The 14,314-nt window shown below is 44.8% G+C and carries 14 protein-coding genes and 1 tRNA gene; 8 read left to right on the top strand and 7 right to left on the bottom strand.

Annotated features, from left to right (window positions below):
* Positions 1 to 105: 105 nt before the first annotated feature.
* From D0C36_RS03565 to D0C36_RS03530, 8 genes are all read left to right on the top strand, one after another.
* Positions 106 to 2,466 (top strand): TonB-dependent receptor, encoded by a 2,361-nt coding sequence (locus D0C36_RS03565; protein WP_117390194.1) that lies wholly within the window; start codon positions 106 to 108, stop codon positions 2,464 to 2,466.
* A 15-nt stretch (positions 2,467 to 2,481) separates the two neighbouring features.
* Entirely contained in the window at positions 2,482 to 3,198 is a 717-nt protein-coding gene (locus tag D0C36_RS03560; RefSeq protein WP_233524394.1) for an HmuY family protein, read from the top strand.
* 26 nt (positions 3,199 to 3,224) lie between these two features.
* On the top strand, positions 3,225 to 4,046 hold the full coding sequence (locus tag D0C36_RS03555; protein WP_117390193.1) for an HmuY family protein: 822 nt from the start codon (positions 3,225 to 3,227) through the stop codon (positions 4,044 to 4,046).
* Positions 4,047 to 4,224: 178 nt separating this feature from the next.
* Positions 4,225 to 4,887: a hypothetical protein gene (locus D0C36_RS03550; RefSeq protein ID WP_117390192.1), complete on the top strand. Its 663-nt coding sequence runs from the start codon at positions 4,225 to 4,227 to the stop codon at positions 4,885 to 4,887.
* A gap of 98 nt (positions 4,888 to 4,985) precedes the next feature.
* Positions 4,986 to 5,735, top strand: coding sequence for a hypothetical protein (locus tag D0C36_RS03545; protein ID WP_147321922.1), 750 nt, complete (start codon positions 4,986 to 4,988; stop codon positions 5,733 to 5,735).
* A 6-nt stretch (positions 5,736 to 5,741) separates the two neighbouring features.
* The gene (locus D0C36_RS03540; protein WP_117390190.1) at positions 5,742 to 6,704 is read left to right on the top strand and encodes a hypothetical protein; all 963 of its coding nucleotides are present in this window, start codon (positions 5,742 to 5,744) and stop codon (positions 6,702 to 6,704) included.
* A gap of 3 nt (positions 6,705 to 6,707) precedes the next feature.
* The gene (locus tag D0C36_RS03535; RefSeq protein ID WP_117390189.1) at positions 6,708 to 8,201 is read left to right on the top strand and encodes a S41 family peptidase; all 1,494 of its coding nucleotides are present in this window, start codon (positions 6,708 to 6,710) and stop codon (positions 8,199 to 8,201) included.
* Between the two features lie 7 nt (positions 8,202 to 8,208).
* Positions 8,209 to 9,192: a helix-turn-helix transcriptional regulator gene (locus D0C36_RS03530; RefSeq protein ID WP_117390188.1), complete on the top strand. Its 984-nt coding sequence runs from the start codon at positions 8,209 to 8,211 to the stop codon at positions 9,190 to 9,192.
* A gap of 55 nt (positions 9,193 to 9,247) precedes the next feature.
* Here the strand turns inward: D0C36_RS03530 and D0C36_RS03525 are convergent, their stop codons facing one another.
* The 7 genes from D0C36_RS03525 to D0C36_RS03495 form a co-directional block, all read right to left on the bottom strand.
* A complete protein-coding gene (locus D0C36_RS03525; RefSeq protein WP_117390187.1) occupies positions 9,248 to 10,255 on the bottom strand; it encodes a family 43 glycosylhydrolase in 1,008 nt (335 codons plus the stop codon).
* 203 nt (positions 10,256 to 10,458) lie between these two features.
* Positions 10,459 to 10,543: transfer RNA gene (locus D0C36_RS03520), tRNA-Ser, on the bottom strand.
* Positions 10,544 to 10,633: 90 nt separating this feature from the next.
* Complete coding sequence (locus D0C36_RS03515) at positions 10,634 to 11,611, bottom strand: YihY/virulence factor BrkB family protein (RefSeq protein ID WP_117390186.1); 978 nt, start codon at positions 11,609 to 11,611, stop codon at positions 10,634 to 10,636.
* Between the two features lie 11 nt (positions 11,612 to 11,622).
* Complete coding sequence (locus tag D0C36_RS03510) at positions 11,623 to 12,030, bottom strand: acyl-CoA thioesterase (protein ID WP_117390185.1); 408 nt, start codon at positions 12,028 to 12,030, stop codon at positions 11,623 to 11,625.
* Complete coding sequence (gene mltG / locus D0C36_RS03505) at positions 12,030 to 13,049, bottom strand: endolytic transglycosylase MltG (protein WP_117390184.1); 1,020 nt, start codon at positions 13,047 to 13,049, stop codon at positions 12,030 to 12,032. Before mltG ends, D0C36_RS03510 begins: the two co-directional genes overlap by 1 nt.
* 23 nt (positions 13,050 to 13,072) lie before the next feature.
* Positions 13,073 to 13,378, bottom strand: coding sequence for a rhodanese-like domain-containing protein (locus D0C36_RS03500; RefSeq protein WP_117390183.1), 306 nt, complete (start codon positions 13,376 to 13,378; stop codon positions 13,073 to 13,075).
* Positions 13,365 to 14,156 (bottom strand): PASTA domain-containing protein, encoded by a 792-nt coding sequence (locus D0C36_RS03495; protein ID WP_117390182.1) that lies wholly within the window; start codon positions 14,154 to 14,156, stop codon positions 13,365 to 13,367. The genes D0C36_RS03500 and D0C36_RS03495 overlap by 14 nt, the downstream gene beginning before the upstream one ends.
* Positions 14,157 to 14,314 lie beyond the last annotated feature (158 nt).

The raw sequence follows: 14,314 nt of genomic DNA, 5'->3' as shown, positions 1-14,314 counted from the left end.
AATACAGTTAAACAAAATCCCGATTGCGTTAATGTGAAACCAAAAAAAGTATCCATATTTGTACACTTTATTTAGACTAATTAAAAATAAGTGAAGCGTTACTTAATGAGGATATTTTACATGTCGGTTATCTTTACACTTTTCGTTAATCAGTTGCTTGGCCAGTCGAAAGCCAGGTTAACCGGTGTGGTGTATGATGAGCATGATAAACCCCTGCAAGGAGCTACCATAACACTCGAGCCCGATCACCGCGGAGCTATCAGTTCTAAGTCGGGCAGGTTTACCGTAAATGGTCTTTACTATGGTAGTTATGCCATCTCAGTAACGGCGATAGGTTACCAATCACACAGCGGAAATGTGGAGATAAAAGAGAACGGCAGTAATGACGTCACCGTTAAGCTCATCACATCTACCAATGCCCTTAATGATGTCAACGTATCAGCCAAAAAATATAATCCCGATAACCTGATAGATATGCAGCGCACGCCGATGCAAACTACGATCATCAGCCGCCAAACCATTGAACAAATGGGCAGCCGCAGGCTGGACGAGGTGCTGCGCGAGCAAACGGGTTTGGCTATAGTGAATGATATCGGTAACGGTTCGCGTGCCGTGGGCTTGCAGATGCAGGGCTTTGGCTCGGGCTACGTAATGATACTGGTTGACGGGCAGCCCATGATAGGCCGTAACTCGGGCAATTTCGACTTGTCACGCATTTCGGTATCCAACATCGAACGTATAGAGATCATTAAAGGGGCATCATCTTGCCTGTTTGGAAGCGAGGCAATGGGCGGTGTGGTAAACATAGTAACCCGCCGCACAGTGCAGGATGCACAGGGCCTGGCAACGTTAAGATACGGTACGCAAAACATTATCGATGCTACCCTGCAGGGCGAAACACCATTCGCCGGCAAACGCGGCTCGGCAGATGTAACGGCCAATTATTACCGAACGGATGGCTTTAATGTAAACCCATACCAGTCGGCCGGTACAACGGTGCCCCCTTATGCCAATTTAGCCCTACAGGCAAGAGGCCGCTATCAGTTGAATGATCATAACTGGTTGAGCTTATCGGGCCGCTACGCATCGCGTACCTCAACCAATAACCAGGTCTACGGTTCAAATACAAATACCCGCCTCAGCGATGTGCTGGACGACCGTGACCTTAACGGCTCGGTTATCCTCAATACCAATTTTGATAGCGGACTGAAGCTAAAATCGCAATACTACCTTACCCGCTACTTCTCAGATCAGGGTATCACCAACGTAAATAACTACGCTGTAGAGCATACCCGCTTTACCCAATATTTCCACCGTGCCGAGGTGCAGGCTGCCAAACAGTACGGCCAAAACCTGAATATGACCGGCGGCATAGGCGGCAACCTGGAGACCATGGACAACAGCGGTTTTACCGGCGATAAGCAGATGAGGGCAGCCTTCATCTACGCCCAGACCGACTGGCAACTGAACCAAAAAATAGGTGTAATTGCCGGCTCGAGGCTGGATTACCACGATACTTACGGTACGCGTTTAAACCCATCACTTGCCTTAAGCTACAAACCGGTTAACAGCTTAACCTTTAAGGCAGCTATTGGCACGGGCTATAAAACACCGGATTATAAACAGCGTTTCCAAATCTTTACCAACCCGCAGGCGGGTTATACGGTGATAGGGGCAGAGGCGCTTCAGCAGGGATTGCAGCAATTAAGAGATGGCGGTCAGCTGGCGCAGGTTTGGCCCATTGCCGATAGGGTAGCCAATAATCTTAAAGCCGAGAACTCGGTATCGTACAATCTGAGTTTAAATTATGCACCAAGCCCTGTTTTTACATTTAACATCAGCGGCTATTATAACGATGTACATAACCTCATTAACTCGGTACAGGTAGCTACCAAAAGTAACGGGCAACAGGTATTCTCATACATCAATGTAGATCGCAGCGCGTTAAGCGGTTTAGAGACAAGCATCAATTGGAAGCCCGTTAAAAACCTTACCGTTAATGCCGGTTACCAGTTGCTTTACGCAAAAGATAAAGGCGTTGAGCGCAATATCCGCGATGGTGTAGCGCCGTATGATAAGATCCGCAACTCGGCCACCGGCGAAACCCGCCCTTCTAAAGTATCAGACTATTACGGGCTGGAAAACCGATCGCGCCACATGGCCAACATCCGCCTGTTTTATCAATGGGAAAAAGCAGGTATCAATGCATCGCTACGTGCCAATTACCGCAGCAAAAGCGGTTATACAGATGCCAATAACAACGGCTTTCTGGATGAGTACGACATATTCATCGGCGGCTATGTGCTTACTTATGCCACGGTGGAAAAAGTGCTGTTCAACAAACACCTCTCTGTGCAAATCACGGCAGATAACTTATTTGATTATACCGATATGCTGATGCCGGGGCAGCCGGGCAGGCAAATACTTGCAGGAGTTACCTGGCGGTTCTTTAAAACAGATTTTTAATTGATCCATCTACCTATGAAATACATTACTTCTACAATTAAACCGGCACAACGCATCATGGCAATAGCTGCATGCGTTACCGTGCTGTTTGCATCAGCCTGTAAAAAAGACCAGACCAACCCTTTGGGCGAGGATGGTGTGAGCACCGTGATCAAAGACCTTCAGGGCGATATTGGTGCTTCTGTTGGTGGCAGCGTTCCGGGTAAAGAGAACAGGCCTTTCCGCGATTTCTATTACAATTTTGATAAAAAACTGCAGATAACTGATACCGCGGCCAATAAAACCACCCTTAACTGGGATATCGCTTTTACAGGCATCTACAATTCTTTCGTTTATATCAACAGCGGTACTAATCCTAAAAGCCCCGGCTTTGGCGGGCAGGGGCAAGGCGTAATCGTAGGCATTGATACCCCTTATGACCAGGTGAACGAAGCTCCAACAGCAGAGGCCATGGAGCAGGACAACCTCACATTTGTGGGGATGGATAAATATCCGCAACTATCAAACATGGGCTGGTATTTCTATACACTCACAACCCACATCGCACAGCCTATTAAAAACCGCACGTTCGTGCTGAAAACAGCCGCAGGCAAGTATGCCAAACTGGAGCTGATAAGCATGTACCAGGGTGCGCCACCAACCATTACAGATCTTAACTGGCCTGCGCCATATTTCACGTTCCGCTACTTTGTGCAGCAGGATGGCAGCCGCAACTTACGAACAAGCAAATAACATTTACATCATACAAAATTACAGTCATGTACCTTAAGAATATCATCAGCCTAAAACGTATCACATTGCTATCTACGGCATCGGCATTTTTGCTGCTGGCCAGCTGCTCAAAAAACTCATCAAATGAAGTAAAGCCGGTAGATCCTACCAAGCCCGATACGGAGACACCTACAGGTGTGGCTACGGGCGTGTACAGCATAGCCAGCATAGCTATGGATCCTGGTACGAACGGTAACACTACGGCTAAAACTTTTTACTACAGTTTAGAGGAGAACAAAGAGATCCCCGAGTCGCAGCGCTCTACCAGCAATTGGGATATTGCTTTTTACAGCACTTATAACAGCAGCATATCGCCAAACAACGGTACCAACAAAAACTCGTTGGGTTACGGCGGGCCGGGTAAAGGCGGTATCAGCATGGTTATCAACTCAACCATCGATGCTAACTATTACGATAATGCCAAACATGAGCTAAAATCGGTACCGGCAAGAGACTTGTTCGATCAGGCATTTAACGCGGTAACTACCGTTCCATTCACTGATGACCAGCTTACTGCAAACGGCAGCCTTGTATTAGATCACTTTAATACCCCTGATGATGGCTGGGCATGGTATGATTTCTACGGAAACTTGTTCCCTAATGCTCCCGGCGATTCAAAGCAGCATGTTGCTTATGCTATGCCAAGAACTATCATCGTGAAAACCGCTAAAGGACATTATGCAAAAATGATCATCTACAGCTTGTATAAAGATGCACCGGTAGATCCGTCGAGAGCTAACCAGGCCGGTTATTTAACCTTTAAATATGCTATCCAGAAAGATGGCAGCAAGAACCTCGATATCAAATAACAAGAGTTCAACTAAATCATCATATATCACCAAACAAAAAATGCATAAACAAGCACCAACGCATAACTACACCGCTAAATGAAGATTATGCCACGGAACCCGCTTATGCAAATTCAATTATTTTTTAACCGCCACTAATGACCGTTAAAGCGTCAAAGGTGGCAAAATTACATCGAAAATGAAAAAATTTAACATTTTAAGCTTAGCAGCCGGCGTAGCCATGCTTGGCCTGATGGCATCTTGCCAAAAAGAGAACGGCGTAGCACCTGCTGCAAACACACAAACTGTAGCAGTATCACCGGTAACAAGCACCCCTACAAACTTTGTTGAGCCATCTACCAAAGGTACTATTGCATTAGTATCAGGCGTATACAATGTACGTAACTTTCACCAGGGTACGGTAGCAGATCTTACCGATACCACTAAATGGGCAACCCGCTCAAGCACTTACTACTACAACATTGCCAACAGCGATGGCGGTACTTCAAGCAGCTATGATTTCAGGTTTGAAGGCCGCGCAACCGGCGATTTTGTGATCAATACCACTAAATACAATCTGTACTATGCCGATGTTGCATTTGGCTCGGTAACGGCTTCTACTTCAAAAACTGCTGTATCAAGCGGCGTATTTGGTTACAATAGCCTAACACCAGGCTGGTATAACTACAACATTTTAACCCACGAGGTTAGTGCTGTAGCTAACCGTACCATTATCCTTACCAACAAAACAGGTGTTGCAAAATACAAGATCAGGATCAACAGCATTTACTACAATGCTACACCTGTGGGCAGCCCTGCAGCTAATTACCCTTACTACAGCTTAGATTACCAGGCGCTGTAGTTAAACCCGCGATATATGATTGATTGAACTATAGCTGCCGGGTAAATTTTGCCCGGCGGCTATTTTAAATATTTAATGCTATTGATAAATACTAAACCATGAACAATAAACTTCTACTCAAAATATTGGGCTGTATGTGCTTTATAGCAATAATGGCATCGTGCAAAAAAGTAACAGAGGTGCCGGTACCTGCCCAGGCGCAAAACAGGATACTGAGTTATAAGATAACCAACGTACAAGGCAACCCTATTGAAGGTGTTGTGAACGACGATGCTAAAACCATTAAGGTTTACCTGCCTTACTACTACTACCTTACTGCTCTTGAGCCTGAGATAAAAGTATCAGAAGGCGCCACGATAACTCCTGCAACCGGCACTATTGTAGATGACCTGCTTGATGTTTTTGATAACGGGCGCGATATAAAATATAATGTGACAGCTAAGGATGGCACTAAAGCCACCTACACCTTGCAACTGATTGTACAGCAGGGCAACTTTGAATTAGAAGAACTGAGCCCAAGCGCTACAGAAATAACCGAGCTAACTTACGGAACAAAAAATGGATCTGCTGATCTTTATCTCTCTGTTAGCGGCGATTTTCCTTCAGGCAACACGGAACTTGACAGGCAGCTTATTAAAATTACACTTACTGCCCAGGATGGTTCTGAATACGTAATTGATAACAATAGGGGCGCTAAGTTATTTGCCGGGACAAACTTTGTGTACTTCGTATTAAGCAGCAGTGCAGCGCCGGGATTAAATTCAGGCACTTACAAGGTGAAGGTGCGTTTTTACAGCAAAACTGTAAGTCTTAAAAACCCTATCAAGATCACAATTACCCAACAATAAGAAAAAATGAAAAGAAATATATACATAAAGGGAATAGGCGCCTTGTTGATGTCTCTTTGCCTTTTTGCCTGTAAAAAAGAAACGCGTGAAATACCTTATCCTTTCACACAAATAAAATCTTTTACCGTGCCTGTTGCCGGTAGCGATAGCCTTGGTATTGCCATTGATAATAGTACACTTACGCTTTACTGGCCGGGTACATCTGCTTTGCCTGATAGTATTACACCGGTAATAAAAATATCAGACAAAGCAACCATCACACCTGCATCAGGCAAAAAAGTAGCGTTAAAAGATGGCCTTACCTACACTGTAAAAGCGCAGGACGGTACAACTGTTACCTATACTTTAAATGTTATAAATAACCAGGCCCCGCCCCAATTTACCAGCGAACAGGAACTTGAAGTTTACCCATACATCGAATTGAATTTAAACGGTATGATGAATTACATTATACCAGATTTTGATCGTACTAAAGTTTATCTTGTTGACGCTGCAGGTAAAGAAATACAACTTCCGTTAATGAATGTTTCGCGAATTGGCATTACCGCTTATCCTGATGCTGCTGATGCTTCTGTTACACTTACGCCGGGCAAGTATAAAGTAAAAGTGATAAGCGGTGATAAAAAAGTGACCAGCCAAACCGCCTTTGTTAATATCATGGAACCCTTTTTTAAAGGAGCTTACATTTTTAACCCCGGCCCCGCAGCTTGGACAGGCAAGCGCGGAACTACCATAACATTGCCTATAAGAAGTTGCCCGGAGAATACACCCACAAGAGTAATGATAGATGGCCGCGAACTTGAAGTTGTTGGCCCTACAGCCGACGGAACCGGCGTACAGGTTAAAATACCCGCCGACTTTGAGTTGGGCAACCATTACATTTTTGAATTGCGTTCTTTCAACGCTACGTTTGAGGATGAAATAGCGGGCTACGTACGCTCATTTGCGCCTTTAACCATTACAGATTAATAAATGCGTTGGCATAAAGGTATATATGTAATGGCAGCGCTGCTGGTATTGTTTTCCTGCAAAAAGGATAACACGCCAAAGGTTCTTACCGCCGATGAAAGGCAAGTTCTCACGCTTGACTCGATATACCTTTATGCGCAACAAATTTATCTGTGGAACGATGCACTGCCAGACATTAAAGCATTTAACACGCAGCAATACAAAAACGCGTCGGCGCCTTTAGCGGGATACGCTAAAGAGGTGCTTGCCATCTCCCAATTAAAGATAAACCCTGCAACGGGCATGCCTTATGAAAAAGGGGGCTTAAACAACGTTGCCAAATACTCATACATTACCAATGCCATTGAAAACGGCGCACAACAGGCAGCCGTTTCACTTAATGATACAGGTGACGACTATGGTCTGCTTTTAGCCGAATACGGTACCAACGACGTCCGCGTGGCGATGGTGAGCCCCGGCTCGCCGGCCGCTGCTGCCGGGATGCAAAGGGGCGACCGCATTTTAACGGTAAACGGCACAAGTGTTACCACCGGGACTAACACTTTGAACCAGGCACTTAATGCAAATGCCATCCAGTTAGGTTTGCAGGCAACTAATGGAAACCATTTGGTGAATTTAAGTAAGGCAACTTACGCAAGCTCGCCGGTATTGAAGGATGCGATATTTACTGAGGGTAATGCTAAGGTTGGCTATTTGGCGCTGGCGCGCTTTTCGGTACTGAGCCAGATGCAAAGCGCGGTGACAGCCAGTTTTCAGAATTTTGAAAAGGAGAGTGTAAGTTCGCTTATTGTCGATCTGCGGTACAATGGCGGCGGATATGTAGAATCGGCGGAATATCTGGCGGATCTGATAGCCCCCGCATCATTGCAGGGCAAAGTAAGCTATGCCGAACATTTTAACACCCAAATGCAGCAGGGGCAGGCAACTATCCTCAAAAATCAGCCTTATAGAGATAGTAACGGCAAACCGGTTTACAGCAACGGTAAAATGGTAACCTACGCCGATGTGGATTTTTCGGTGAAGGCCAACACCCACACCTTTAATAAAAAAGGCAGCCTGCAAAGTGTAAAGCAACTGTACTTTATCGTATCGCCCAACACGGCCTCGGCCGCCGAGTTACTGATCAATATTTTTAAGCCTTATTTCGATGTCAAACTCATCGGCACTACTACTTATGGCAAGCCGGTGGGCTTTTTCCCTCTCAGCATTGACAGCTACTCGCTTTACCTCAGTAATTTTCAGATTAAAAATGCCAGTGGAGAAGGTGACTATTACAGTGGTATGCCTGCTACCAACGAGGTGTATGATGATGTTACCCACAACTTTGGCGATACACAGGAAGCCTGCCTGGCAACAGCGCTGGCACTTATCAGCGGCCAAAGTGCCTCAATTACAGCTTTAAGAACAAGAGCAGTAACCGGCACACAGCCTTTGAAACTGATAAGCAGTAAGGCATTAACAGGGGAGATGACAGAAAACAGGTTTAACCTAAAATAGAATTGTTATGAGCATGCGCATTGCATCAAAAATAGAAGGATCTGACGAGTGGCTGTTTATTGAGGAAGTGCCCTCGCGCTATTCGGTAGAGCGGCCATTGTCTGAGAAACGCATCGCCATAAAAAAGCATCCGGTGCAATTGAACAGTTACCAGGTATGCTCGGGCGGGTTGTTTCTGATGTACGCCGAAATGCATTTTGAGGAAGCCGTAAAGATCTTCTCAGAAGTGTCTGGGGAAACCATTACCTCGCAGTTCATCTTTGCCGAGAAACCTATCGATGCTAAGAAGTCAACCAAAGTGGTACACCACGGGCATAACAGGCACAACATAAGGTACATCCCGGCCATAAAATCGACCCATGAAGTTACACGGGGCACGCGATATAACTACTTTTTAATGGTGCTTTCTAAAGAGTATTATTTTCACCTGGTTAACCATCACTCCATGTTGCATGCCGATTTTGTGAAGGAAATAGACAAGGGCCGCTACACCTCAATGGCGGTTGAAGATATGGCCGTTACCTATGAAATGCGCCGTGTTATTGATGATATCCTGCTCTGCAAACGCTCCGGCGATCTGAAGCGCCTGTTTACCGAATCGAAAGTTTTAGAACTCCTGATGCTGCAGTTAGAGCAGATCCAATTTGCTGATAAAGAAGAAACCTTTCAGTTGAAACCCGATGACCTGAAGAAGGTTGAAGAAGCCCGCGCTATTCTTGATAAGCGTTTTAATGACCCACCAACGCTTAAAGAACTATCACGCATGGTAGGCCTTAACGAGTTTAAACTGAAAGGCGGCTTTAAAGAATATTTCAGCATCACGGTTTACAAGTATGTAACCCGTTTAAGGATGGAGATGGCCCGTCGCCTTATCCTTGAGAAAAATAAAACCATCGGTCAAATCTCGGCCGAGGTTGGCTATCGCCATCAAACACACCTTACAGATGCCTTTAAAAAGTATTTCGGCATATTACCCAGCGAGGTAGAGTAAAAACCTAAAAGAAGCCTTTGATCATTACATCAAAGACTTCTTTTAATCATCAGGTTTATTTCTGTGATACTATTTTTGATTCACCTGTTTTTACATCAATGCTGAATGATTGTGGTGATGGTAGCCAAAGTTTCCCTTCACCTATCTCCAGGGGCATCCATAAGTAACGGGAATCCCATTGTGTTTTGGGTTTCCATATATCGCCCATAAATAATACGGTAGTTGTTTTTGTGCCTGTAACCTTCAGCATCATGGTAGATTGCGAGCCGTATGTTCTTTCTGCTGGTGGAGCAATGTCTTTAAACTCCGACCATGGCCCCTTAAGCGACGGCGCAGTTGCATACAAGTTAGGGTTGGGGTCCCAGCCGGTAAGGGCCGAACCAATTGCATAATCCAGGCCTTTATAATGCACTATAGCGCCACCTTCCATGTGTTTAGGTATAAGGCTCATTTCTTCTTCAACGTTCATGTAATCGGCAGATAGTTTCGCTATCCTGAAACCATAGGGGCGATCTTCAAAAACCAGGTAGGCTGTGCCATCGTCATCAATAAACTGGCCTATATCCCGGCTCTCGTGCCCCAGCGGGCGGAAACTTTTAACATACCGATAGGGGCCATCTGGTTTGTCGCTAACAGCTATACCAACGCTGGCCACCTTATAAGAGCGGTCGTCGAGATGAAAGTACATCACAAATTTTTTGGTTTTGTTGTTGTAAAACACCTTAGGCCTTTCTAACACCCAATGGCTGCCAAGATTTTCGGGATCTGCTTGTTGCAATGCATCACCTTTAAACGTCCAATTCATCAGGTCGGTAGATTCGTAACAACTTACATAGCGTTTAGCTGTGTCAAGGCCCTGCGCTCTTTCTTCGCCGTACCAATAATAATGGTTTTTGTATTTGATAATGCCACCGCCATGCGCCTGTATGTGTTTGCCACGGTTATCTGTCCATACGCCACCGGGTTCAATACTCGTATGCTGTTGGGCGAGCCCCGCAAATGCAAAGGTTAAAAGGGCGAAGGTTAAAAGAGAGCATTTATATCTTTTGAAAGATCTTAACATATTGCCGGTAGATAAATGATTGTCTGTTTGGCAAAACTAAGCTTTTACCTCAGTTATGAAATTTGTATACAGAATTTTTACGTTGATGTATTTGAAGAAACCCGAGTTGGCAGGTTAGAGCTGCAGCGAAGTAATAAAGTTGAATGGTGTTAAACGCAAAAAAGCCTCTAAATCAGATGATTTAGAGGCTTTTTAATGTCTTGCGGAGAGCGAGGGATTCGAACCCCCGGACCTGTTACAGTCAACAGTTTTCAAGACTGCCGCAATCGACCACTCTGCCAGCTCTCCGGGGACAAAAGTACAAATCCGGAGCGAATTGGCAAATTCGATGTTAACTTTTTTTAAAATAATTGTAAGCTATTGATAGCCAAATTATTATTAGTCGTTAGGGTTGGATTTTTTGGCTTTAAACGTGTTAAACCGCGGTTTTGCGATGCGAATTGTGCGTTTGGAAAGGTCCACGGACGCGTTTAATTCGAATCCGATGAGCAAAATCATCGAGTTTAGGTAAAGCCATATCATTACCACTATTAAAGTTCCGATGGCACCGTAAACACTGTTGTATGATGAAAAGTTGTTGGTGTAGTAAGTAAACCCGATAGAGGTGAGAATAGCCAGCGAAGTAGCCAGTATCGATCCGGGGTTAACAAACTTCCAGCGGTTCTTATTTGCCGGCCCGTAGCGATATAAAATACTTATGCTGATAAAGAATATGGCCAGGATAATTATCCACCTGGAGAAGGCTATTAAATAGAACCAGAAATGTGCATCGCTATGCAGCTTGCGTTGTATGTAATGGATAACTGCCTGCCCGGCTATCATAATGATGATAGCAATGAGTAGCGCAACGCTTATCACAACGGTTAACAGGATCGCCACTAACCTGCGTTTAACCCAACTGCGCGTCTCCAATACCAATGATGATTTATTGAAGGCTTGCATGAGGTTACTTACACCGTTTGTTGCAAAGTACAATGCCGTTATCACACCGATGGATAATAACTGACCATGCTGGATCTTAATAATATCTTTAAGAGTAGCTTCAAAAGCATTATAAGCATTATTAGGCAATATCAGCTCTATCAGGTTAAGCAGGTAGTCCTGGAAATCTTTTATCGGTATATAGGCTATCAGCGTAAATAAAAAGATAATGGCAGGGAAAAGCGCCAGCATAAAGTTATACGCCAAAGCAGCCGCCCGATTGGTGAGCGATGTTTTTTGGATCTCCGACACAAAAAATACCATAACTGTATGCAGGGGCAATGGCCTGAAACCGGGGATGTAAACCGTTTTGGTCCAGTCGGTAAGGTATTGGTAAAATTTAAAGTGCAATAAAAAGCGATGCAGCCATTTCATCAGCCTTAAAACTACTCAAAAAAAGGCTTTAATTTTTCAAGAAATTCGACAGGTGGCAGGCATGGCCTGTTGGTTTTCATGTTAATGAAGGCCAGCAGCGTTTCGCCAACGTGTATCAGCTCATCGCGCTCGTTATACAGATCATAGCGGAAATGGATCTTAACGCCGGGCATTTTATCCATGGTGACCTTTACAGTGATCTCCTCGTCGTAACGGGCGGGCTTAAGGTATTTACACTTCATCTCCAGCACGGGCATCATTACGCCCTGTTCTTCCATGCTTGCGTAGGTAAGGCCCAATGCGCGGAATACCTCTACACGGCCAACTTCAAAAAACTCGGCATAATTGCCGTAGTACATATAACCCATCTGGTCGGTTTCGCCGTAGCGCACCCTAATCTTAGTATCGTTCTGGAACATTAGCGTTTAATATTCCTTTGGTTAAGTGCTTCATGATACTTACGGGCATTCTCTTTGTGGCCGGCCTCATCTTTTGCAAAATTATGATGGCCCGAGAAGTCTTCTTTCGCTACCATGTAAATGTAGTCGTTGTGTTCATAGTTCAATACCGCATCAATAGCCGCTATAGAAGGCATCATGATAGGGCCCGGCGGCAAACCTTTGTACAGGTAGGTGTTGTATGGCGAGTTGGTAAGCAGGTCGCGTTTAAGCACACGTTTAATGGTGAAATCTTTTATCGCGAAGATTACCGTAGGGTCTGATTCCAGCTTTTGGCCTTTCCTTAAGCGGTTAAGATATAAACCTGCAATAGTTGGCATCTCGCTATCAAACAAAGCCTCAGAATCTACAATTGAGGCCAGGATGTAAACTTCTTGCGGGGTTAGGTTTATAGCGGCCGCTTTCTGCTTACGCTCAGCCGTCCAGAATTTTTCATAGTTGGCGTACAGGCGTTTGAAAAGTTTTTCGGGTGTGGTGTTCCAGTAGATCTGGTAAGTATTCGGGATAAATACGGTGTAAATGTTATCAGTTGTTAAACCGTATTGCTCGGCAAACTTTGCAGAATCAAGCAAGGCAAGCATCGATGCCGAATCCGGTTCAAGGTTTTTACCCACATAGCCGGCAAACTGCTCTTTAAGCCTGAAGTTATGGAACGAGAATTTAACCGCTTCCTGGTTGCCCGCTTTTAGCATATTGATAAATGCGCGGTTGCTCATGCCGGCTGTTAATCGGTATTTACCCGGTTTAACGGTGTGATATTTCATGCTCTGCGCCGCCTGCAGGAACGAATTAGTATCGTTTACGATGCCTTTCTCCTCAATGGTTTTGTAAACATCATCAATGTTCGATCCTGTTTTTATATAAAGATAATCCTGATTATCGGTAACGTTTGGCCCCATAAAGCGCAGGTAGTAGAACACGCCGGTACCAATTAACGAAAGCACTACAATGACAATAAGTGCTATCCAAAATTTTTTCATAGTATGTTAAGGTAGATTCTTTTTTATTGGTTTTTCTCTCTCTGTAAAGCTATTAAACCACCTTTTAGGTTTACAGCGTTTTTAAAGCCGTTAGCATCCAGTATTTCGCAGGCTGCCTCGCTGCGTATACCCGCACTGCAAATAACGATTATCTCGTTGGTTTTGTTGTAGCCGATGTTATCAATGCTATCCTTCAGTTTATTCACGGGGATATTTTGCCCGCCAATATTGAAACTATGGTACTCGATAGGTTCGCGAACGTCAAGTATATTTATCGGTGTGCCGCTCTGCAAACGCTCATTAAACTGTTTTGCATCAATTTGGAACATCAGAAGCCTTGCCTTGTGTAACCGTTAAGTTAATGCGTGTACCTATGCTGGTAGTACTCAGCGAATCGATCTTCATCGGTGATTGCGATACCACAACAACATTTGCGCTGTCGGTAATAGCGCCCTGGTAAATAATGGTGCCCACAGTAAGTTTAGCTCCGCGGATAGCAAATTTAGCAGCATCAAGGTCTAAGTTAACCAGCTCCGGTATCTCTACCTCGCTTGCGCCCTCGCCGTTACCCAGTACAAGATCAACTTTGGTGCCTTTTGGTACTTTGGTACCCGGTTTTATCACCTGGCCGCCCATGCGCACTTCTAACACGCGGTCGCGGGCTATGTCTGATACGTAGGTAGTATCGCCGACTTTGATACCATAGTTTGACAGGATGGCAACCGCCTCGCGGTAAATGCTTTGGTCGGTAACCACATCAGGCAGCGATACATTTGGCGCCAGTTGGGTAACCATGGTCAAGTATATAGTACGGTTCTCTTTAACGTTGGTGCCTGCATCGGGGTCTTGCTCTACAATGGTGCCCGGCGGTTGGTCTAACACAAAAACCGAATCTATTTTATAGTTAAAACCTTGCTCTTTTAATGTAGCCATGGCTTTATCTACATTCATCCCTTTTAATGCAGGAACGGGGATGCCCTGGCCATGACGGGTATATGAACTGAGGCTGAAAAACGCAATAAGCACAATGCCAATGGTTGTTGCTACAACTAATAATATGGTGTTGCGGAATTGCCTGGTTTTTAAATAAGCCCAAAAATTACTCATGCGTGTAGTTAAGAAATTAACGTCCAAACATAACAATTTGATTTGGGAAATTTTAATGAGGGTGGGGGAAAGTTGTTAGGGGAGCCTCTCCCCAAACCCCTCTCCGAGGGGGAGGGGCCTAAAAGATTTTCTTATTTTGAAGTCTCCCCTTTCGGGGG

The organism is Mucilaginibacter conchicola, from assembly GCF_003432115.1.
In the GTDB taxonomy this organism is placed as follows: domain Bacteria; phylum Bacteroidota; class Bacteroidia; order Sphingobacteriales; family Sphingobacteriaceae; genus Mucilaginibacter; species Mucilaginibacter conchicola.
Note: the sequence above shows the minus strand (reverse complement) of the source record. Positions and strands in the feature narration are given on the sequence as shown.

Bases quoted from the DNA above. Each gene is read 5' to 3' on its own strand.
- D0C36_RS03565 (WP_117390194.1), top strand. From the start codon at position 106: ATGAGGATATTTTACATGTCGGTTATCTTTACACTTTTCGTTAATCAG.
- D0C36_RS03560 (WP_233524394.1), top strand. From the start codon at position 2,482: ATGAAATACATTACTTCTACAATTAAACCGGCACAACGCATCATGGCA.
- D0C36_RS03555 (WP_117390193.1), top strand. From the start codon at position 3,225: ATGTACCTTAAGAATATCATCAGCCTAAAACGTATCACATTGCTATCT.
- D0C36_RS03550 (WP_117390192.1), top strand. From the start codon at position 4,225: ATGAAAAAATTTAACATTTTAAGCTTAGCAGCCGGCGTAGCCATGCTT.
- D0C36_RS03545 (WP_147321922.1), top strand. From the start codon at position 4,986: ATGAACAATAAACTTCTACTCAAAATATTGGGCTGTATGTGCTTTATA.
- D0C36_RS03540 (WP_117390190.1), top strand. From the start codon at position 5,742: ATGAAAAGAAATATATACATAAAGGGAATAGGCGCCTTGTTGATGTCT.
- D0C36_RS03535 (WP_117390189.1), top strand. From the start codon at position 6,708: ATGCGTTGGCATAAAGGTATATATGTAATGGCAGCGCTGCTGGTATTG.
- D0C36_RS03530 (WP_117390188.1), top strand. From the start codon at position 8,209: ATGAGCATGCGCATTGCATCAAAAATAGAAGGATCTGACGAGTGGCTG.
- D0C36_RS03525 (WP_117390187.1), bottom strand. From the start codon at position 10,255: ATGTTAAGATCTTTCAAAAGATATAAATGCTCTCTTTTAACCTTCGCC.
- D0C36_RS03515 (WP_117390186.1), bottom strand. From the start codon at position 11,611: ATGAAATGGCTGCATCGCTTTTTATTGCACTTTAAATTTTACCAATAC.
- D0C36_RS03510 (WP_117390185.1), bottom strand. From the start codon at position 12,030: ATGTTCCAGAACGATACTAAGATTAGGGTGCGCTACGGCGAAACCGAC.
- mltG (WP_117390184.1), bottom strand. From the start codon at position 13,049: ATGAAAAAATTTTGGATAGCACTTATTGTCATTGTAGTGCTTTCGTTA.
- D0C36_RS03500 (WP_117390183.1), bottom strand. From the start codon at position 13,378: ATGTTCCAAATTGATGCAAAACAGTTTAATGAGCGTTTGCAGAGCGGC.
- D0C36_RS03495 (WP_117390182.1), bottom strand. From the start codon at position 14,156: ATGAGTAATTTTTGGGCTTATTTAAAAACCAGGCAATTCCGCAACACC.